This window comes from Cohnella herbarum (genome assembly GCF_012849095.1).
Classification (GTDB): Bacteria; Bacillota; Bacilli; order Paenibacillales; family Paenibacillaceae; genus Cohnella; species Cohnella herbarum.
Genome location: NZ_CP051680.1, coordinates 8,005,946 through 8,026,852, shown reverse-complemented (window position 1 = coordinate 8,026,852; position 20,907 = coordinate 8,005,946). Strand labels below are relative to the sequence as shown.

Genomic DNA, 20,907 nt, shown 5'->3' with positions numbered 1-20,907 from the left:
GCCCATCCGTTTGAAAATGAGGCGAATGACCGGAATCGAAAAATGGCGACGCGGGGATAAACTCCCCAACGTCGCCATTTCTGTCTAGCGCCGACCATTATGCCGTTCCGAACGTAACTCCCCAAAATTTCAGCCTTTGCCGATATGCGATGCTCATCCGATCGCATTTCAGATGCAGCTCCGCCTGCAGATCAAGCGGCAACAGTTCGGGTTTCTGATTTTCCACCATCACCCGATCCTGCTCGATCAAAGTATTCTGAAAGGCAATAAAAGCATCGTCGGGAGCTTCTATATCGTAATTCCTCGCCTTAAGCATGTATGCCCTGCTTCCCTGTTCCGTAATCGGCTGCACCATCAAGAACAGATGAAATCTCTCGCCGTTATCCGGATTGCTCTTGATCAGAGCAGCCGTGAACGGCCCGTATACTTCATAGATATAATGACTATCCATGCTCGTGCCCCGACCGTCCGCATCCGGCTGGAATACGACGATCTCGTCGGTGCGAAGATGACCTTGATCGTCCTCGTTAACCCTGTAGTCCGGAATTTCCGGAAACCGGCTGTCTCCGAGCAGCCCTTCATGAACGAACATCAGATGCGAGACGTCCAGGAAGTTTTCCACGATGCGCGGACCTGCCGCGGCAAGCTCGTATGGCCCCATAAGGACGACTTTGTTATCTTGTTGACGTAAATTCCGGAAAAAGAAAGGCTCGCTTCCCTTAGGAGTCCCCAAGCTTACCCAAACGAGTCCGTACCGTTCGATGCACGCGTAAGCGTTAGCTTTGGCCTTGTCGGGAATTGCTCGTTCCGCCGGCAGGGAAGGAATCCTCACGCAATTCCCGCATCCGTCATACCTCCACCCGTGATAGGCGCATATCAGTTCATCGTTCTCCACTCGGCCCAAGGAAAGCGGAACTCCCCGATGAATGCATAGATCCTTGAAAGCATGCACGCCCGCGCTCGTTCTGAAGAAAACGATTTGTTTCCCGAGCAGCGTAGCCGGAACCGGTTTGTCTAGCAGTTCAGTAGAAAGTAAGGCCGGATACCATTCGTCCAGCAATTCGGGAGACAAATCGTCTATCATCGCGATCTTCCTTTCGTTATTGCGGAATCGTACCGGTAACGCCCTTCACGAACCAGTTCGTCGAGAGAACCTCTTCATCCGCGAGCGGTTTGCCCGCTTCTCCGTGGACTTTGCCGGCTTGATCGGTAATCGGTCCAGTGAACACTTCGAACGTTCCGTCGACGATTTCCTTCTTCTTCGCTTCGACCAGATCGCGAACGTCCTGCGGAACGTTCTTGCCGAACGGAGCGATATCGGTAATTCCCGTGTTCATATGGCCCCAGTATGCTTCGCTTTTCCATGTCCCGTCCATATACTTCTTAACCGTATCGATGTAATAAGGACCCCAATCCCAAACCGGGTTCGTTAAATACGTCTCCGGCGCGTATTTGCTCATGTCCGAATCGTTTCCGATTCCCCATACGTTCTTCTCTCCTGCGGCTTGGATGCTAGCGGGCGAATCCTGGTAAGCGGCTAACACGTCAACGCCTTTATCCAGCAAGCTTACGGCCGCTTGGCGTTCTACCGCCGGATCATACCAAGTGTTGCTCCAAACGACGGACACCTCGATATCAGGGTTTACGCTTTGCGCGCCCAATGTAAATGCATTTATCGTGTAGATCACTTCCGGAATCGGGAATGCCGCGACGTAACCGATTTTTTTGTTCTTCGTCATTTTCCCCGCGGTCATGCCGACAAGGTATCCGCTCTGATACTCGCGCCCCATGTAGGTGCCTAAATTATCGGCGGTCTTGTACCCGGTATTATGGAGGAAAATTTTATTCGGGTGCTTCGCGGCAACGGCGACCATCGAATCCATATAGCCGAAGCTGGTCCCGATAATAATGTCGTTCTCTTGAGCCAGATTCTCGAAAACCCGCTCCGCATCCGGCCCTTCGGGAACGTTCTCCACGACCGTCGATTGAATTCCGAACTCTTTTTCCATCTCCAAGCGGCCGAGATCGTGCTGATAGGTCCAACCCCCGTCTCCGGGTACTCCGATATAGACGAACGCGACCTTCGGCAACGGTTTCTCCGAAGCCGAAGCCGATGGAGAGGCTGCTGGCGAAGCCGAGGCGCTGCTTGCCGCCGGTTCGCTCGACGCAGCTTCGCTCGAGCTGGCTGAAGGTGAAGCCTCCTCCTTATTGGAACAAGCGACCGCAAGCACCATGAATACAGATAGAACGAGTAACCAACCCTTTTTTAACATATGCATTTCTCCTCTCTATCCTTGTGATTTCTCTACGTCGCTCTACCCAACCGATATCATGGGCTGATTTCGACTATTATTCTTATATGGAATATATATTTACGTCATATATACGTCAATTTAACTTACATAATTTTGTGAAAAAAACAAAAATGATGTTCATTATTCCAATTCCGTTACAGAAATCGGCTCAACTAAAAAAAGACCAAGGATGAAAATCCCCGGTCTTATCGAATCCATGACTGCGCAAAATCACCACGATTAACGGCTCTTCACCAATAGTTCGATCGCTTCCTTCACGATCTTCTTCGTATCTCCGCCCGCCGCTTGTTCCTCCAGAATGCACTGCTCTAAATTTTCGGCGACGATGGTGGCGATCGCTTTATCCGCCGCGCTGCGCACGGCCGACAGTTGGGTAATGACATCCTTGCAGTTTTTCCTCTCCTCCATCAAGCGAAGAACTCCGCGAACCTGCCCCTCCAGCCGTCTCAGTCTCACTTTGAGATCATCGTTGTATTCGTATGCCATAGCTTTATGCCTCCTCGACTCAGTTCGATATACCTGTACGGGTATATTATAGTCCAAAAAATAAAGCCGTTCCACTTCCCGATCAAGCTCGATTAAATGAACAAGTTCACTCTGGCATTCGTCGCATCCCCGAGATAGGCCGCAACTCCGGCATATTCCATCCCATCGATTAACTCCTTTTCTTGCAATCCTAGCAAGTCCATCGTCATCGTGCAAGCCACAAGCTTAACTCCTTGCTCTTGAGCCAACTCGATCAGCTGAGGCAGGGTTAGCGCGTTGTGCTTCTTAATGACGTGTTTGATCATTTTCGGCCCCATGCCTAGCATATTCATTTTGGACAACCCTAGTTTGTTCGCGCCGCGCGGCATCATCCAGCCGAACGCTTTCTCCAGCAAGCCTTTATTCGTCTTGACGACTTCATCCTTGCGCATCGTATTCAAACCCCAGAACGTGAAAAATATCGTAACGTCATGGTCGTATGCGGCGGCGCCATTGGCAATAATAAAAGCCGCAATGGCTTTATCCAAATCTCCGCTGAACAGTACGATCGTTGTTTTTTCTTTTTCCATTCTTTACGAGCCTCCCTTGTTTATAAAATAAGATCCGACCAAATTTTCACTACCGTCGCCGCGATTAATGCAATCAGAATCCATTGAAGCGCTTTGGTGTTGATTTTCTTGCTGATCATCGCGCCAAGGGGAGCCGCGATCAGGCTTGCGATCACCATCGCGATCGAGGGATAGAGCAGCATGTGTCCGCCCATCGCTTTGCCTACCGTCGAGCCGATCGACGAAATAAAAGTAATCGCCAGCGACGAGGCGATCGCCACCCTAGTCGGAATCTTCAGAATGACGAGCATCACCGGAACCGTAATGAACGCGCCCGCAGCGCCTACGATGCCGGAGACGACGCCGATTATCGCGGCAAGCGCGAACGCCAGCGTTTTATTAAACGTAAGCTTAGCGCACTCTCCTCCTTCATCCCCGCGTTTCGGGAGGAACATCATGACAGCCGCAATGAACGCCAAGACCGCGTAAGTCACGTTAATCGCCGAATCCTCCAGAAACTTTGAGCCGTATCCGCCCGCGAAACTCCCGATGACGATAGCGATCCCCATGTACAGCACGAGCGAACGATTAATGAGACCGCCTTTACGAAAAGCGAACATTCCCGCGAAAGTCGCGAAAAAAACTTGAACCGCGCTGATCGCCGATACCTCCTGAGCGGAATATGCCGCATAACCAAGCGCTGGCGGGATATAGAGCAGCATAGGGTACTTAATGATGGAACCGCCGATGCCCACCATTCCCGATATCATCGAGCCAACAAACCCGATCGCGAATAACAGCAACAATAATCCGATATTCAAATCCAATGCGGTTGCACCTCCATACAGGTGAGGGGCTCTGGTTGCTCCTTATCCTTTTCTAATGATAAATCTGTGTACGCCGTTCATTTCCTCGTGGGATACCCATTCGTTCTTAGACTGCTTGACCCAAGCCTGAAAATCGTTCAACGCCCCCTTGTCCGTAGAAAGCAGTTCCATGAGTTGACCGGGTTGCATATTATCCAAAGCTTTCTTCCCCTTCACGATCGGCATCGGGCAAGCTAGCCCTTTCGTATCAACTTGAACATCGATTTTCATTGCGTATGTCCTCCTTATTTATCGTGGATTGCGCAGCGATTCGGTCCGATTTCCATCTCGCGCTTCTCTTCGTCGTCCGGTTGAATGATACCCATGTTCGTTTTTCGGATTTCTTGATAAGCGTTAGGTTGCGCAGGCAAATTCGTCGTTACGGCTTGGCGAAAAGTATCTTGGTTATCTATGTTTAGACCGGGATTATTAGCGAAAAGATCTCCTAGTCTAGCCGATACGCTGCCGTCCTTCCCAAGCTCATTAATCTTGCCGAAATGAGCGGGTAAGACGATCAGATCCTCGGACAATATCGAGTATTTATCGTAAAGCGTGCTTCGCAAGTCTTCCGCCCAATCGCCGGCGCTACCCGCCAAGTCCGGCCGTCCGATGGATTCGACGAATAGGATGTCGCCGCTTAGCAAATACTGATCGTCAACGATAATCGAGGTGCTGCCGATCGTATGCCCCGGGGAGTATATCGGCTGAATCTTGATCCTGGCGTTCCCGATCTTAATTTCCTTGCCTTCTTCCAAAGCTTCATAGGCAAAGGTCACTTCCTCTGCATCTTTTGGCGGAAGCCAATAAATCGCTCCATTGTTCTCCGCCAGCATTCGCCCTCCGGAAATATGATCCGCATGAAGATGCGTGTCCAGCGCATGTCGGATTCGAACGCCGCGTTGTTGCGCGAAATCCTCGAACACCTTCGTCATTCGAAGCGGATCGACGACTACCGCCTCGCCTTCCGACAGGATCATGTACGATAAACAGCCTTTGCCCATTCTTACGAATTGGTACAGCTCTCCGCCGTTATGAAGCCCTCCGATCTTTACCGGTTCGAGGTGTTCGCTCCATGCTTTCATTCCGCCTTGGAGGTAATGAATATCCGTACGGCCTGCTTCGACGAGCTGTTCGGCCACGAATTGCGAAGAGCCTTCTTTGGCGCAGACGACAAGGACTTTCCGATTCGCGGGGAGCAGCGGCAGTACCTTATCGACCCCGTCAAGGAGATCGAAATAGGGCACGTTCATGTCCTCAATGCTGCCGCCTTCGATTTTCCAGTCCTCATAATCCGCGGTATTGCGAACGTCTAGAATAAACAAAGGCTGCCGGTCGATGATTGCTCGCGTGACTTTTTGAGCCGTCATATTGATCGGTTGTTCGGTCGTTTTCGTCATGGTGTAATTCCCTCCTCAAGTATGTTTAGCGACCTGTTTGCTCCATAGGTCCTGTCCATTCCGACATGCCCGGTTCAACGTTCGTTACGCGATATCCCTTCTCGTTCAGGAGCTGGCATGCATAACCGCTCCTTCTTCCCGTTCGGCATATCACGTAAATATCGTCGCTCATGCTTATTTCGTCCAAGCGCTTATCCAATTCTCCTAAAGGAATCGATTTCGCCCCCGGAATATGGTTAAACGCATACTCTGCCGGTTCGCGTACGTCAACGATAACGAGAGATTCCTTAGCGTCGAGCTTGTTCATTACGGTTTCGTTAGTTATCGTATTCGGATAAGTCTGATCTTCTTTTTCCTCGTCCAAGAAAGCTTTGCGCACAAAATGTCTCAGAACCTCGCCTTCATGCAAAGTGCCTAAATATTGATGTCCCGTGTTTTTGGCCCAGCCTTGAATGTCGGCTAACGAACCCTTGTCCGTCGCCTGCACTTCGATCACTTCGCCCGGCATTAAAGTATCTATCGACTTCTTCGTTCTGACGATCGGCATCGGGCAAGCTAACCCTTTGCAGTCCAATACTTGATTCGCGCTGATGCGTTGAGTCATGAGTGATGGTTCCTCCTTTTATCATATACCCTATGGGGTATATTTTACTCCAAAATAATATACCCTATGGGGTATGTAAAACATCTTACTTCGGAACTCCGAAATTGTCAACACACTCCCGCTTGTTCCCACATATACATATCGTGGTGGAATCTTTGTTGAGGACAGGGGGCTTGGCTTAACATGATGCGCGAAGAGGAACAACAGGAGTTGGAAGAAGCCATAACGGAAATTACGGAGATCGCGGAGCGTTTCGGCCTCGATTTCTACCCGATGCGCTACGAGATATGCCCGTCGGATATTATCTATACCTTCGGAGCCTACGGGATGCCAACCCGCTTCAGCCACTGGAGCTTCGGAAAGACGTTTAACCGAATGAAGATGCAGTACGATCTCGGCTTAAGCAAAATTTACGAGCTTGTTATCAATTCGAATCCTTGTTACGCCTTCCTGCTCGACGGTAATTCCCTCGTTCAGAACAAGCTGATCGTTGCCCACGTGCTCGCTCACTGCGACTTCTTCAAGAATAACGCGCGCTTCTCGAGGTCCAATCGGAATATGGTCGAGAGCATGTCCGCCGCCGCGGAGAGAATCAGCCAATACGAGATCGAAGTGGGTACCGTTCAAGTCGAACGTTTTCTGGATGCGGTGATGGCCGTTCAGGAACATGTCGACCCCGTTATTCACAAGCCATACGGACTAGACAAGAAACATTACTTGGAGTCCCAGCAGCGGCGAGACAAGTTCAAGGACCGAAGTTCTCCACGCCCCTCATCGCCTTATGCGGATCTATGGGACCTGGAGAGCTTCGAAGATGCTAATCGGGGGAAAAGCCCTTCCGAAGAGACTGTCGACCCTCACAAATTCCCAGTTAATCCGGAGAAGGATATCGTTTGGTTCATCCAGGAATTTTCCCCGAACTTAGAGGACTGGCAACGGGATATTATGAGCATTCTACGCGAAGAAATGTTATATTTCTGGCCGCAGATCGAGACGAAAATCATGAACGAAGGCTGGGCTTCCTACTGGCATCAGAAGATTATGCGCGAGCTCCCGCTTACGAGCGAGGAGACGATCGAATATGCCAAGCTTAATTCCGCCGTCGTCCAACCGTCTCGCCATTCTTTAAACCCTTATTACCTAGGACTTAAGATTTTCGAAAACATCGAGAAACGCTTCGGGCAAGAAAAAATATTCGAAGTGCGCGAGCTCGACTCCGATCCCTCTTTCCTTCGTAATTACTTAACCAAAGAATTGACGGAGGAGCTAGATCTGTACATCTTCGAGAAGAAGGGCCAAGAGTGGAAAATTACCGATAAAATGTGGGAAACGATTCGCGATCAACTTGTCTATTCCCGGGTTAACGGCGGATTCCCCTACTTGGAAGTGACGGACGGAGACTATCTTCGCAGCGGCGAGCTATACGTTACGCATCGATACGAAGGGACAGAGCTCGATATCAAGTACGTGGAGCGGACGCTTCCCTATTTAGTTCAACTATGGGGCAAACAAGTCCATCTCGAAACGGTAGCGGATGACAAGAAGATCGTGTTCACTTGCGACGGGAAGAAGACGACTCGGAAAAGCGCATAAAGATTTAGAAGGGCAGCACGCCACAACCGCGTGCTGCCCTTCTCTATTAAATCTTGAAGTACGATAGCTTCACAAGAAGCTCTTGAACGTTATGGCTGAGCGCTGCCGAAGCCGAAGAAATTTCCTCCATTGAGGCTAACTGTTCCTCCGAGGCCGATGCTACGCTTTGCGAATTGCCGGCTGCTTCACCCGCAATACGAGACAATTCCTCGATCGAGGCATTTACTTGTTCCGAGCTGGCATTCATTTGCTCGGATGTCGCGGATACCTCCTGAATCTGTTCGCCTACCCTTAACATTTCGTTAGCAACGACTTCGAATAGCGTCGCGCATTCGATTACTTTCTGTTCTCCGACATTGACTTCCGTCGTTCCAACCTTCATCGCGGATGACGCTTTAGCCGTTTCTTCCTGAATGGTCTCAATTAACCCCGAAATCTGCTCGGTAGCTTTGAAGGTCTGATCCGCAAGCTTGCGAACTTCTCCGGCAACGACGGCGAATCCGCGGCCATGCTCTCCGGCCCTCGCGGCTTCGATGGAGGCGTTCAGCGCGAGCAAGTTCGTTTGATAGCTTATCTGGGAAATCAGACTTACGATTCCCCCGATTTCCTTGGAACGTTCGCCTAATTGCTCGATCATACGTTCGGCTTCGGAGACCGTACTCTTAACCCGCGCCATCTGTTCGCCGGCTTCGCGCAACCGTTCGTTGCCCAATTCGGTTTGCGATTGAACTTCCTGCGAGGATGCGGACACCGCGGAAGAAGAATCCGCGATTCTCTGTATGCCCGCCGACATCTCGCTCATCGCCAATGCCGTTTCTCTCGTATACAGATTTTGAGTTTCCGAACCCGAAGCCACTTGCTCGATCGAACGCGTAATCGTTTCGGACGCCAGGCTCGTTTGTTCGGCGCTTGCCGTTAATTGCTCGGAGGTTGCCCCGACGGACATCGAGAGATCCTGAACGAGAATAAACATTCTACGCAACTCGTCGGACATATGGTTAAAGTCTTCCGCGAGCTGTCCGAACTCATCCTTGCTTTTCACTTCAACCTTCTGAGTCAAATCCCCTTCCGCCATTCTTTTCACGCTTCTGACGAATACATGGATATTGCGTATAATTAACAGCCTAATCGCGACCGCAAGCACGAAGTACAGAACGAACAATGCCAATCCGCTTATTAACTGGGTTTCGGATTTGCCCTTATTGTAAGACTCCATAATCTTCTTCTTAGGGATTACGGTTTCCGCGTACATAACGTCATCGCTGCCTGTTATGCGTATAGGCTGAAATACCCTCAATACATTTTCGCCCGAAACATCTTGCGCATAACCTTCCGCGACTTCGCCAGCCGATACTTTCGAGAAGAGTTCCGCCTTGTCTTCATCGTTCCCGTATGCCTTCGAGATCAAGTCAGGATGAACAGGATTCGCAATGTAGTTGCCTTTGCCCGAAACCATCGTTACATATCCGCCCAGCGGAGCATATTTCGAAGCTTCCTGCTGCAAGGAATCCAAAGTAAAATCCATTCCCACGATCCCGAGGAAGCGGTTCTGCTTATCTAGAATGGGGACGATTAAAGACGTCATCTGCACGGATTTTCCGGCAACTTCGTATGCATACGGCTCCATTAAGGTTACTTTCTTGGTTGTCTTAGGAATTTGATAATAATCCCCGTCCCCTTGGGTTTCATAGTTCTTGAGGGGTTCAACCAGGACGTCTTCGCCGTTTCGCACCGCGTAAGGAATCAACCGTCCGGTTTGATCGTCATAAAGCGACTTGCCCGCATAAGCCGCATCTTTCCCGTCGAAAGCATTCGGTTCCCATAACGTGTACGTGCCGATAATATCCGGATTTGCCTTAAGCGTTTCCTGTAATAGCGTTACGACTTGCTCGCGCGTAAAGGAGTTCGTATCCTTGGCATTAAACAAAACTAAAGCAAGCATATCAAGCTCCGCTTTTAGCGCCGACAGCTTTTTTTCGAAGTCGTTTCCGAACTCTTGGCCGACGTATTTCGCTTCATACTCGCCTTTGGAGACGCTGATGCTTTTTAGATTATTGAGATTCAGTTGGACCATAATCGCGAATACGCAACATAGAATCACGATTAGCAACGCCACGAATTTAATAGTCAGCGAAAATTTCATTTTTCTTTTTATCATTGGATGACCCTCCACCTTAAGCGATACGACTTATATCGACAAAATACCAGTTAATGTGAATAAACCCCATACGGTATGTAAAGAAAATGAATAATTGCTTTTAATAGCTTAAAAACCGATGATTTTGTTTAACCTATCCTTATAACGACTGTCGATCGGATTAAAATCCTTTCGCACAAGCTAAGGAGAGATAACATGATGACCTCATTATCGGGAACGCAAACCGACAACGGTACGCCGCAACGTCCGACTTCTTTTCCCCCGCAGCATCAGAATCAACAGCCAGGCATTCAGCAGAATATGAACCCCCTTCCCGAAGCCGAGTCACCCGTTTATCGTCCGGCGGGCAAATTGATGGGCAAAGTCGCCATCGTTAGCGGGGGAGATAGCGGCATCGGGCGCTCGGTATCGATCGTCTATGCCAAGGAAGGCGCCGACGTAGCCGTTCTTTACTTAAACGAAGATGCAGATGCCGAGGAAACCAAAAGGCAGATCGAAGCCGAAGGTCGACGATGCATTCTTATCCGAGGCGATATCGGTGATCCTGCCTTCTGCAAACAAGCGGTTGAACAGACGGTCTCGAATTTAGGGCGCTTGGATATCGTCGTTAATAACGCCGCGGAACAGCATCCGCAAGATAAGCTCGAACAGATTACCCCTCAACAGCTCGAGAGAACGTTCCGCACGAACGTCTTCGGCATGTTCTATCTGTCGCAAGCAGCGATGCCCCGCTTGTCCGCGGGTTCCACCATCATCAATACCGCTTCCATCACGGCTTATCGCGGAAGCCCGGCTTTGCTCGATTATTCCTCTACTAAGGGAGCAATCGTTTCGTTCACTCGATCCTTGGCAATGAACGTCGTCGGCCAAGGCATTCGCGTAAATGCCGTAGCGCCAGGTCCGATATGGACTCCGTTAATTCCGTCCACCTTCGACGCGCAGAAGGTTTCCAAATTCGGAGCGGACACCCCTATGAAACGGGCGGGACAACCCGATGAGCTTGCTCCCGCATATGTGTTTCTCGCGAGCGAGGATTCGTCTTATATGGCTGGACAAGTGCTGCATATCAATGGCGGAGAAATCGTAAACGGTTAATGTCTCCATCGCAGCAGTCAGGCCGTTCCCCATGTGGAGAACGGCCCGACTTTATTGTATAAGTTTACCCGTGTGCTTCTTTTAGTTGCACCGAGTTGAAATCCGTCCGGTAATAACGAATCATGACCGCCGATCCAAGAGCAACGAGGAACGAATACAGCGCCAACCAAGCGCCGATGCTTCCCCAATCTAAAACCATTACGAAAAGATAAGTCAATGGGATGAACATGAATATGCTTAGCACGAACGATGCTCTCATCAAGAACGTCGTATCACCGATTCCTCTTAACCCGCCCGCATAGAAATTGTAGAATCCGTCGAAAATTTGCAAGTAGGCGGATACCGTTATCAAATACGCTGCCAACTCGTATACACCCGGATCATCGCTGTACATTCGAGCTATCGGTTCTGCCCAGATTAGCTCCGCCGTTCCTAGCAAGATCAAGAATATCGTACCCAAGATGGCCGTGTTCGTACCTGCTTTTTTCGCCAAATCCGGTCTTCGCTGTCCGATTTCTTGTCCGACGAGTATCGTCGCCGTAGATCCGAACGCGAAAGCCGGCATGAATCCGAACGACATTACGCTTAGCGCTACTTCGTTCGCCGCAGCAGCCATATCCCCTAACTTCAGGACGAATATCGTAAAGATATACATAGAGACGCTCATCGAGAATTCCTGCAGCCCAAGCTTTCCGCTTTCCTGGGAAATCAACTTCAGTTCCTTCCAATCCGGCTGTTGCAGCTTCCTTGTCTGGTACCGCTTATGCATAGGCCCCCAGAACACGATCAAACAAACTAGCAACTGTACCGCTTCTCCGATTAATAGAGCGTAACCCGCTCCAATAATCCCCATATTCGGCAATCCCCAGTGGCCATAGGTGAGACCATAAGTGAGTCCGACCATCAAGACGTTCGCTACGATCGATACAATCATCGACGTACGAGTATCGCCCACCCCGCGGAAGAAACCATGAAACACGAAGCTTATAATTCCGAACGACATCGCGTAAAAGCGTAACTCCAGATAATCGCCGCCCGTTGAGATGAGGTCCGCGGAACCGCCCGTCAGCTTTAAGACCGCACCGCTCGCTAACCAACCGGCTATGGCAATGAAAATCCCCACTCCCAAGCTTACCATCAGGGCGAGATAAGTCCTCTGCATCCCTTTGCGCATTTCTTGCGCTCCGAAGTTCTGCGCGACGAGGTAATTGACCGAATGGCCGATTCCGGAAAAGATAGCGAACACGTTATACATAATAATGTTGGATACGCCGACAACGGCTATAACCACAAATCCGAGATCGCCGACCAAGATCAGGTTGACCGTACCGGTTAGCGTTTGAGTAGCGAACGCGAATAAGGATGGGAGCGCCAGCATGAGAATGCCATACCAGCTTTTGAAAAGTTTCATGATGTTAAACCGTCCCCGCTTGTTAAGATGTCCTCATTTTCTCCGAGAAGCATCTTTAAGTCAATGAACGATAAGGTTTTATTTTTATCCCTTTGTGCTCAATTTCTATCCGCGTTTTACCGCTGAAATCCGCAATCTTCTATAATCGGCCGTCCATGATCCTTGATCGAAGAGCGTCGATTGTTTCAAAATTTGCACGGATTCGTCGATCCACTGAGCAACTTCCGCTTCGCTTGCGTTCGGAAACATCGCCGTACCGAACATCCGTAACCACACCGTCATCCCATCCGGTCCATTCTCCAGCCGTGTCGGACGGTCGAACAAGTTCGCGCTGCAAACTTCCATACCATACCGCTCGAGCAAGATGGAATATTCTCCTATCGTTGGAAAATACCAAGGCATGAGGAATACCTCTTCTTTGCCGCAACCTTTCAAAGTTTCTTTTACTGCCGATATAATCGTTGCTACGTTCCCGTAACCTCCGAATTCCGCGATTAATCTACCTCCGGGACGAAGCGCAGAAGTCATACTTTCAATAGCTCCCTCCGGCTCTCTCATCCAATGCAAAGCCGCATTGCTAAATACGGCATCGTATTTATGTTCGGATTCCCAGCGCATTCCGTCCGCGCATTCGAAGTGAATTTCGGGATATTTGGCCTGTGCCTTTTCGACCATTTCCGGGGAAATATCCACTCCGATTACCTTCGATCCATGCGCGGCGATCTTAGCGGCCAGATCGCCGGTACCGCAGCCGAAGTCAACTATCCTTTCATCAGGTTTGGGGTTAAGCCACTTCACGATATCCTCGCCATACTTGGAAACGAAACTCATCGATTCATCGTAGCCGTTAGCGTTCCAATGGATTTTTTGCTCCTTATTCCGATTAGCCATGTCTGATCCTCTCCTCGACTGATTATGATAGCTAAGTTATATCATACGCATTGCTATAGTTGAAATATATAAAAACTATGTACTTTATAGAATTTGACTATGAAGAGGCTGAACACCTAAGTCACCTTAGGGGTTCAGCCTCTTTCGATAACCATTCGATTCATGAGCGGAAACAAGATTCCATAATCAACCCGGCTGTTTCCTCAATCGCGCTTTCCGTAACGTCAATAACCGTACAGCCTAACTTTTTGTACAGCTCCAGAGCAAACTCCAACTCGTGCACGACGCGTTCTATGGAAGCGTACTTCGCTCCGTTAGGCAGTCCCATCGCTTTCAGACGTTCGAACCTGATTTTCGCCAAATGTCCCGCATCCATCGTCAAGCCGACCAGCTTCGCTTTATTTTTCAGCAAAATATCCAGGGGCGGCATGACTTCAGGGACGATCGGGTAATTGCAAACTTTGAAGCCTTTATGCGCCAAGTAAATACTTAGGGGCGTTTTGGATGTTCGGGACACTCCCAGCAGTACCAGATCCGCCTGATGCATGGCGTTCATGTCCTTGCCATCATCGCATTTGACGGTAAATTCGATCGCTTCCACCCGACGATAATATTCATCATCCAATTGATGGAGCAGTCCGGCTTTCCTCTTGGGCGAATCATTAAAAACATCGATAAAGGCCTGCATAACGGGACCCATAATATCCACGGTGATCACCTGGAGCCTTATGCCCTCGAGTCTGATCATTTCTCTGAGCTCCGGGAGCACCAAGGTATAAGCGACGAATGAACCCTGTCTAGCCGCTTCCTCCATTAATGCGCTTATCTCTTCCTCGCTCTTCACGTGCGAATATCTTCTAATACCGGTTTGGTATGCGTTAAATTGCCGAATCGTCGCCAGTACGACCATCTCTGCCGTTTCTCCTACGGAATCGGAGCAAACAAATACGGTGCGCTCCTTCTCTTTCAAGCTTGCTCCCCCCAACTAATGGCCAAAAGCCAATTCCAGCAGCACCTTCGTCATCGCCGTCTTCGTAATTCTTCCAATGACCTCTGCCCTCTGCAGACTATCCTCCGACCGTAATTCCAGAACGACCGGCAAGCTGTCCACCTCATGCGAAATCATTTTTTTCGCTGCCGCGACGATGGACTCTTCAGGAGTGATCGTCACGATATTCGGATGGCGGGTCATAATCAAGCTAACCGGCATAGCAGCAGCCGCGCTATTCCCTAGAGTCACCTTGAGCAAATCTTTCCTCGATACGATGCCCGCAAGATGACCGTCCGCGTCGCCGATAATCAAGCTTCCCACATTGTCCAGAAACATCGCGACGACCGCGTCGCTCACGGACGCCGTTTCCCTCAGCACGACCGGTGCCGATTGAAACTCCTTGACCTGCATCGTCAACAATCGCTCTAATGCCAGCTCTTGTTGATTCGAGGCGCTGCTTAACGTATACCCTACCTTGGGTTTGGCTTCGAGCAATTTCAGCATGACTAATAAGGCTAAATCCGATCGAATGGCCGGACGCGTCGTCCCTAACTGCTCCGCGATATACTCTCCCGATATGGGCTGCTGATTCGTCACGATCGTCAAGATGTCTTGCTGGCGGGATGTGAGTTCGATGGTCATCCACTCCTCGTCTACCTATCATCCCACCATTTTATCAAACGCGCTTCATCTATGATATGGGTAAGGATGATTTCATTGTTTTCTCGTATCCGTAAGCAATGGCCGCTTGCGCTGCTGCGATTCGAGCCATAGGCAGCCGGAATGGCGAACAACTAACATAATCCAACCCCGTGCGATGGCAGAAAAAGATCGAATCCTTGTCGCCGCCGTGTTCTCCGCAAATGCCGGTCTTCAAGTTCGGTTTAATCGACCTGCCCGATGTCGTCGCCCACTCGATGAGCAGCCCTACTCCCTCGGTGTCCAGCACTTGGAATGGATTATGCGGCAAGATCTTCTGATCCACGTAGTGGGACAGGAACTTTCCTTCCGCATCGTCTCGGCTATAGCCGAAGGTCATTTGCGTTAGATCGTTCGTTCCGAAGGAGAAGAAATCCGCGATCGGAGCGATTTGAGCCGCAGTCAGAGCCGCCCTAGGCACCTCGATCATCGTTCCGACTTGATAGATGCCGCGTTCTAGAATTTCCCGACCTAAGATTCGTTCACCGATCGTATCGATCCGTTCCCGAAGCATAGCCAGCTCATTCACATGTCCTACGAGCGGAACCATGATCTCGAGCGTTACCTTCGTTCCCTTATCTATACAACGAGACGCAGCCCTGAATATCGCTTCAATCTGCATATCGTAAATTTCAGGGTAAACGATCCCTAATCTGCAGCCCCGTTGCCCAAGCATCGGATTCACTTCTTCGAGGGCTTGCACCTTGCGAATCAAAGATAGAACGGCCTTCTTCTCCGACTCGTTGTCGCCGCCTGCGCGATCGAGATCGTCCAGCTTCTTCCTTAGCTCCTTCTCCTTGGGCAGAAACTCGTGTAATGGCGGATCTAACAACCGAATATTGACGGGATGACCGTCCATATTCGTAAGCATCGCTTCGAAGTCCGCTTGTTGCATCGGTAGAAGCTGCTCCAGAGCCTGGTGCCGTTCCTCGATATCGTCCGCTAAAATCATCCGTTGCACGACGGGAAGGCGTTCAGCCGAGAAAAACATATGCTCCGTCCGGCACAAACCGATTCCTTCGGCGCCGAATTGTTTCGCAACGCTCGCGTCATGAGGATTATCCGCGTTCGCTCTGACTTTAAGCTTACGAATGGAATCGGCCCATTCCAGCAACTCCGACAACTCTTCCGTAATCTCCGCTTCACGCAGCGGAACCTCTCCAATGATCACTCTGCCGCTGGCCCCGTCTATCGTAATCCAGTCTCCCTCTTGCACAAGGCGTGAGCCAACGGACATTTGACGTTGTTCTTCATCGATCTTAATGGTCTCGCATCCGCATACGCACGGCTTGCCCATGCCCCGGGCGACAACCGCGGCGTGGCTTGTCATCCCGCCTCTGCTAGTAATAATTCCCTCGGATACAAGCACACCTTGGATATCTTCGGGCGTCGTTTCCGGTCGCGCAAGAATGACTTTCTTGCCCGCTTGGCTCCATTCCATGGCCACGTCCGCATCGAACGCGACCTGCCCGACCGCCGCTCCCGGGGAAGCAGGCAATCCGATCGCAAACACTTCGGTCGCTACGCTCTCGTCGATTCCTCTATGCAGCAATTTATCGAGATGGGAGACCTCAATCCGTTGAAGCGCGTCTTCCTTCGCGATCGTACCCTCTTTCACCAAATTCGCCGCAATCGTAACGGCCGCTTGCGCGTTTCTCTTTCCGTTGCGCGTTTGGAGAATATATAACCGCCCCTGTTCGACGGTGAATTCGATATCCTGCATATCGCGGTAATGCTGTTCAAGCTGTTTCGCTAGACGAACCAATTGTTCGAAGACGGCTGGCATTTCGTCGCTAAGCGAAGCTACCGGCTGCGGCGTGCGCGTTCCTGCGACTACGTCTTCGCCTTGGGCATTGATTAAGTATTCTCCGAACAATTCGGTAGCGCCGGTCGAAGGATTTCTCGTGAACACGACACCCGTTCCGCAATCCTGGCCCCGATTGCCGAAAACCATGCTTTGGATATTTACCGCAGTCCCCTGGTCATCGGGAATCCGGTTAATTTTACGATATATTTTCGCTCTCGAGTTGTTCCAGGACTGAAATACCGCTTCAACCGCCAACGTGAGCTGTTCACGTACATCTTGCGGAAAAGGACGACCGGCTTGCAACTGGATACAGTGCTTGAAATCGGCGATCAAACGAAGTAATGCGTCCGGTGTTAGATCCTGATCCTGCGAAACCCCTTCTTCTTGTTTCAGCCGATGAACGATTTTCTCGAAGTGATGCCCACCAATATCCAGAACGACGTTCCCGAACATCTGCAGCAGCCTCCGGTAACAATCGTACGCAAACCTAGCATTATTCGTTTTAGCCGCCAAGCCTTCCACTGTCTCGTCGTTAAGACCCAGGTTTAAGATCGTATCCATCATGCCCGGCATCGACGTGACCGATCCGGATCTGACGGAGACGAGAAGCGGATCGGCAGGATTACCGAACTTCTGGCCTTTCAGCGTCTCAAGACGGTGAAGGGCCGCTACGATTTCGGATTGCAATTCATCCGACATTCGATTGTCGGCTTTGAAATACGATAAACAAGCTTCGGTCGAAATCGTGAACCCCGGAGGTACCGGGAGACCTGCGCGCGTCATCTCCGCAAGATGCGCTCCTTTACCCCCGAGAAGGGTTTTCATTCCCGCGTTTCCTTCTTGAAAATCGAATACTTGTTTGTTATTCATTTATTATTTCCCCCTTGATGGCGATGCAGTTTTCGTTATCGCAGATGACGTACATTTTCTTGTATCCGTTCGTCGGGAGAGAGCCCACCACTTGATAGCATATTTTACAGATAATGAGCCCCAGATCGTTCATGTGGTTGTCTTGCGCGCCGTTAATGGTTTCGTTGTTCATACGCTTACAACACTCCTTGTTTCTAATGAATGATGTGCGTTGCTTACATGCATCGCCAAATCGTAAACACGGCTGGCATATGCCCACTCATTGTCATACCAAGCGAAGAGTTTTAGTTGATCGCCTCTCACCATCGTGCTAAGACCATCGATAATTGCGGATTTCTCGTTCCCGATATAGTCCGTTGAGACCAACGGCAATTCGTTGTATTCCATTACCTTCGTCTGTGGTCCGGATACCGCTTCTAGGAAAACCTCCCGGACCTCATTTAAAGTTGCCTTACGTTTAAGCTGCAAGGATAGATCCAGCATGGAGACATTTTGCGTAGGTACTCGCATCGAAATGCCTTCGATGACGGAAGATAAGTGCGGAATAACCTCCTTCAACGCTTTGCCGACCCCGGTAGACGTGGGAATAATGGAACTTGTGCAGGCGCGGGCCCTTCTCAAATCCTTATGGGAGTTGTCGAGATGATTCTGATCGTTCGTGTAGGAATGAATCGTGGTCATCCACCCCTGTTCCACGCCGAAAGCTTTATCCACGACATGAAGTACGGGAGCTAGGCAATTCGTCGTACAGGATGCCGCGGAAATAATCCGATGCTTGCGCGGGTCGTACTGACTGTCGTTGACCCCCATCACAACGGTCAAATCAACGCCCGATCCCGGTGCGGTAATCAATACTTTCTCCGCTCCGGCCTTTAGATGACGAGAGGCGCCATCGCGGTCATTAAACTTACCCGTAGCGTCAATTGCCATCTCGACTTCGTATTCTCGCCATGGCAACAATTCAGGTGCTGCTTGAGAAGTAACCGCGACTCGTCTGCCATTGAGAATCAAATCATTCCCGTCCACCTCGGCCTCGCCATCCCATTTCCCATGAACAGAGTCATATTTAAGCAGATGAGCTATCGTTTCCGGACTGCTAAGTGAATTTATGACGCCTACTTCGACTGCCGACTGTTCCGTCGAGAACACCTTCCTTAGTAATAGGCGTCCTATACGTCCTGTTCCGCTCAATCCTACGCGCAATATGCTCACCCCTGAGTTATTATATTTACAATATAGGTCTAATTAAATAATAAATCAATACATTATGACCATTATTTAATAAAAAGTTCATATTTATGAGTCACATTAAGTTGATTATATGTTCAAGATGGGTTGATTGTTGGATTCGGACGATGATATGTGAAAAATCATATAGATTTTGCTTGGAAATAGAAAAGCGGATGAATCTGTATGAAAAAACATACAGATTTTATCTTTTTGCGATATTTTCGAAGATTCTATGCTAAAAATAGTACAGATTTATAAGGGGGGAAGAAGCTCGAGGGTAGCGTCAAGATTAAGTCCGCATGGATTATTTTTACGGATTAGTTATTCCACCCCCCTCTCATTCCGACTACCTGAGTAAACTGCACATATCTGCACAACCCATGACCGATTCGATATGCGTACTTTGCTCAGGAACTAGATTCCGTAGCATCGAACAAAGTTTTACGCGGCGTAATATCTTTTGAAAATTCGAGCCTGAAACGCATCGTTGGTTAACAGGAACGTAAACCGCTACTAGCGGACTAATTGGCTACACTTAGGCTAGTGTTACTTTTTGGCATTATTGCCCCGTCTGCGGTCAAAGTCGGTGCTACAGCGTTACTTTTTAGTACTATCGCACCAATCGTGCTCGGATTCCACGATGTAGCATTACTTTCTGACACTATCGCACCATCCTTGTTCAGAGTCAGCGCAACAGCATTACTTTTTAGCACAATCGCACCATCAACGAGTTATCCATTTCGATTATTAATCCCTAAAAAACAAAAAAAACCAAACCTCGGCGGCTTGGCTCTTGTATTCCGTATGGCTTTACACGTTCACTTCTTCCAGAACAACGACGGCCTTGGAATTGCCTTGTACGGTGCGCTTTCTTCCTGCGCCAGATGCTCTACTTTACTCACATTTGCTTCCGAAACGGTAGCAAACTTGCTGTCCTTACTCCACGGATGCTCAAAGTAAACCTTTCGAGCCTTTGGATCAAAAGCCTTGACGTGGTTTAGATTGACCAAATTCGTCCGATCCAAACGCTCAAAACCCAAGTTCTTAAATAACAGCAGAAGCTCGTCGAGTGTCGTGGGATAGAAATACATGCTGTCCTTCGTATAAAACTCGGGACCGTCCGCCGTCGGTTTAATCGCGATCAAATCTTCGATATTCACGGTACACGGATTCCCATCACGGTCCAATAAGCGGATTTGTTCAGTCATGATTTCATCCCTCCTGTCAAATAAATACTTTCAAATCTACAATTCTTCTGGAATTTCAGGACGGTGAAACCAAAGCATACTTGCCGTACTTACAAAAATGACAGCAAATACCGCTAGACCTTTCCCGACGAATAATGCAATTTTCTTCTTCATTCATTTCCACCCCCTTTTCAACATCAGTTTTGAATAGGGTATAACAAGTAATGATTGAAATAATAATGCCAACGCCACTGCTGAATTCAGTAAAAATAAATTCGCTATAACGATAATAATTGAAATCATCTTCAGTACAGGAAAGTACGATTTAGGAATTCTTGCATGATTTTCGATATTTGAAGGTGCAAATACGAATAATATTAGTATAGTAAATATTGTAATAGCTAACAATACGTCATTATTAATAGGAACACTAAAAGATACAATAATCACGCATGACGAAAAGATTGTACACATAAGCGCCGACTTGAAGTGATGTCCTCCTGAAAAAAAGTGCAAGAAAACAAAAAATAGTGAAGCCAGAAAACTATCCCACAAATGTCCGCTAATAGCACCAATGAAAATAATAATAATAAAAATCAGCAGGCTGTTAAGTATTCCAATTAACGCAAACTGTAATACTGCTATACTTGCAGTCTGATCTGGATTTTGTTGTTTAATCCAAGTTGCCGCATTTAATGCCCACTTATCAATTATGATTATCATCCCTCTTCAAAGCAAGATAGAGCAATGTGAGCAACA

The 20,907-nt window shown here is 49.2% G+C and carries 21 protein-coding genes; 2 read left to right on the top strand and 19 right to left on the bottom strand.

The genetic code is table 11. The features are described 5' to 3' along the window. Positions 1-97 precede the first annotated feature (97 nt). The 8 genes from HH215_RS33735 to HH215_RS33700 form a co-directional block, all read right to left on the bottom strand. The gene (locus HH215_RS33735; RefSeq protein ID WP_169283902.1) at positions 98-1,084 is read right to left on the bottom strand and encodes an aromatic ring-hydroxylating dioxygenase subunit alpha; all 987 of its coding nucleotides are present in this window, start codon (positions 1,082-1,084) and stop codon (positions 98-100) included. Between the two features lie 16 nt (positions 1,085-1,100). Continuing rightward, on the bottom strand, positions 1,101-2,273 hold the full coding sequence (locus HH215_RS33730) for a BMP family ABC transporter substrate-binding protein (protein WP_169283901.1): 1,173 nt from the start codon (positions 2,271-2,273) through the stop codon (positions 1,101-1,103). 261 nt (positions 2,274-2,534) lie between these two features. Beyond that, the gene (locus HH215_RS33725; RefSeq protein WP_169283900.1) at positions 2,535-2,801 is read right to left on the bottom strand and encodes a metal-sensitive transcriptional regulator; all 267 of its coding nucleotides are present in this window, start codon (positions 2,799-2,801) and stop codon (positions 2,535-2,537) included. A 92-nt stretch (positions 2,802-2,893) separates the two neighbouring features. Beyond that, positions 2,894-3,370, bottom strand: a complete 477-nt coding sequence (locus HH215_RS33720; RefSeq protein ID WP_169283899.1) for a DsrE/DsrF/DrsH-like family protein — start codon at positions 3,368-3,370, stop codon at positions 2,894-2,896. Positions 3,371-3,390: 20 nt separating this feature from the next. Next, positions 3,391-4,176 carry a sulfite exporter TauE/SafE family protein gene (locus tag HH215_RS33715; protein ID WP_169283898.1) on the bottom strand — a complete coding sequence of 262 codons (786 nt, stop codon included), beginning with the start codon at positions 4,174-4,176 and terminating at the stop codon, positions 3,391-3,393. Between the two features lie 42 nt (positions 4,177-4,218). Further along, positions 4,219-4,446 (bottom strand): sulfurtransferase TusA family protein, encoded by a 228-nt coding sequence (locus tag HH215_RS33710; protein WP_169283897.1) that lies wholly within the window; start codon positions 4,444-4,446, stop codon positions 4,219-4,221. 14 nt (positions 4,447-4,460) lie between these two features. After that, the gene (locus HH215_RS33705; protein ID WP_169283896.1) at positions 4,461-5,612 is read right to left on the bottom strand and encodes an MBL fold metallo-hydrolase; all 1,152 of its coding nucleotides are present in this window, start codon (positions 5,610-5,612) and stop codon (positions 4,461-4,463) included. Positions 5,613-5,637: 25 nt separating this feature from the next. Next, entirely contained in the window at positions 5,638-6,216 is a 579-nt protein-coding gene (locus tag HH215_RS33700) for a sulfurtransferase TusA family protein (RefSeq protein WP_169283895.1), read from the bottom strand. Between the two features lie 186 nt (positions 6,217-6,402). On the opposite strand from HH215_RS33700, the gene HH215_RS33695 reads away from it, so the two are divergent. Next, positions 6,403-7,809, top strand: coding sequence for a SpoVR family protein (locus HH215_RS33695; protein ID WP_169284700.1), 1,407 nt, complete (start codon positions 6,403-6,405; stop codon positions 7,807-7,809). A 46-nt stretch (positions 7,810-7,855) separates the two neighbouring features. Here the strand turns inward: HH215_RS33695 and HH215_RS33690 are convergent, their stop codons facing one another. Next, positions 7,856-9,967, bottom strand: a complete 2,112-nt coding sequence (locus HH215_RS33690) for a methyl-accepting chemotaxis protein (protein ID WP_169283894.1) — start codon at positions 9,965-9,967, stop codon at positions 7,856-7,858. Between the two features lie 198 nt (positions 9,968-10,165). On the opposite strand from HH215_RS33690, the gene HH215_RS33685 reads away from it, so the two are divergent. Beyond that, positions 10,166-11,062, top strand: a complete 897-nt coding sequence (locus HH215_RS33685) for an SDR family oxidoreductase (RefSeq protein ID WP_169284699.1) — start codon at positions 10,166-10,168, stop codon at positions 11,060-11,062. 64 nt (positions 11,063-11,126) lie between these two features. Here the strand turns inward: HH215_RS33685 and HH215_RS33680 are convergent, their stop codons facing one another. The 10 genes from HH215_RS33680 to HH215_RS33635 all read right to left on the bottom strand — a co-directional run bounded on the left by HH215_RS33680 (position 11,127) and on the right by HH215_RS33635 (position 20,871). Next, positions 11,127-12,473, bottom strand: a complete 1,347-nt coding sequence (locus HH215_RS33680; RefSeq protein ID WP_169283893.1) for an MATE family efflux transporter — start codon at positions 12,471-12,473, stop codon at positions 11,127-11,129. Positions 12,474-12,578: 105 nt separating this feature from the next. Next, on the bottom strand, positions 12,579-13,364 hold the full coding sequence (locus tag HH215_RS33675; RefSeq protein ID WP_169283892.1) for a class I SAM-dependent methyltransferase: 786 nt from the start codon (positions 13,362-13,364) through the stop codon (positions 12,579-12,581). A gap of 160 nt (positions 13,365-13,524) precedes the next feature. Further along, a complete protein-coding gene (locus HH215_RS33670) occupies positions 13,525-14,334 on the bottom strand; it encodes a pyruvate, water dikinase regulatory protein (protein ID WP_169283891.1) in 810 nt (269 codons plus the stop codon). Positions 14,335-14,349: 15 nt separating this feature from the next. After that, entirely contained in the window at positions 14,350-14,997 is a 648-nt protein-coding gene (locus HH215_RS33665; protein ID WP_169283890.1) for a CBS domain-containing protein, read from the bottom strand. A 49-nt stretch (positions 14,998-15,046) separates the two neighbouring features. Further along, positions 15,047-17,731, bottom strand: a complete 2,685-nt coding sequence (ppdK, locus tag HH215_RS33660; protein ID WP_169283889.1) for a pyruvate, phosphate dikinase — start codon at positions 17,729-17,731, stop codon at positions 15,047-15,049. Beyond that, positions 17,724-17,903: a hypothetical protein gene (locus tag HH215_RS33655; RefSeq protein ID WP_169283888.1), complete on the bottom strand. Its 180-nt coding sequence runs from the start codon at positions 17,901-17,903 to the stop codon at positions 17,724-17,726. Before HH215_RS33655 ends, ppdK begins: the two co-directional genes overlap by 8 nt. Continuing rightward, complete coding sequence (gene gap, locus HH215_RS33650; protein ID WP_375140478.1) at positions 17,900-18,934, bottom strand: type I glyceraldehyde-3-phosphate dehydrogenase; 1,035 nt, start codon at positions 18,932-18,934, stop codon at positions 17,900-17,902. Before gap ends, HH215_RS33655 begins: the two co-directional genes overlap by 4 nt. An 845-nt stretch (positions 18,935-19,779) precedes the next feature. Beyond that, positions 19,780-20,169 (bottom strand): LytTR family transcriptional regulator DNA-binding domain-containing protein, encoded by a 390-nt coding sequence (locus HH215_RS33645; RefSeq protein ID WP_169283886.1) that lies wholly within the window; start codon positions 20,167-20,169, stop codon positions 19,780-19,782. Positions 20,170-20,205: 36 nt separating this feature from the next. After that, positions 20,206-20,322 carry a cyclic lactone autoinducer peptide gene (locus HH215_RS33640; protein ID WP_169283885.1) on the bottom strand — a complete coding sequence of 39 codons (117 nt, stop codon included), beginning with the start codon at positions 20,320-20,322 and terminating at the stop codon, positions 20,206-20,208. Further along, positions 20,323-20,871, bottom strand: coding sequence for an accessory gene regulator B family protein (locus tag HH215_RS33635; protein WP_169283884.1), 549 nt, complete (start codon positions 20,869-20,871; stop codon positions 20,323-20,325). It abuts the gene before it with no gap. Between the last annotated feature and the right edge of the window lie 36 nt (positions 20,872-20,907).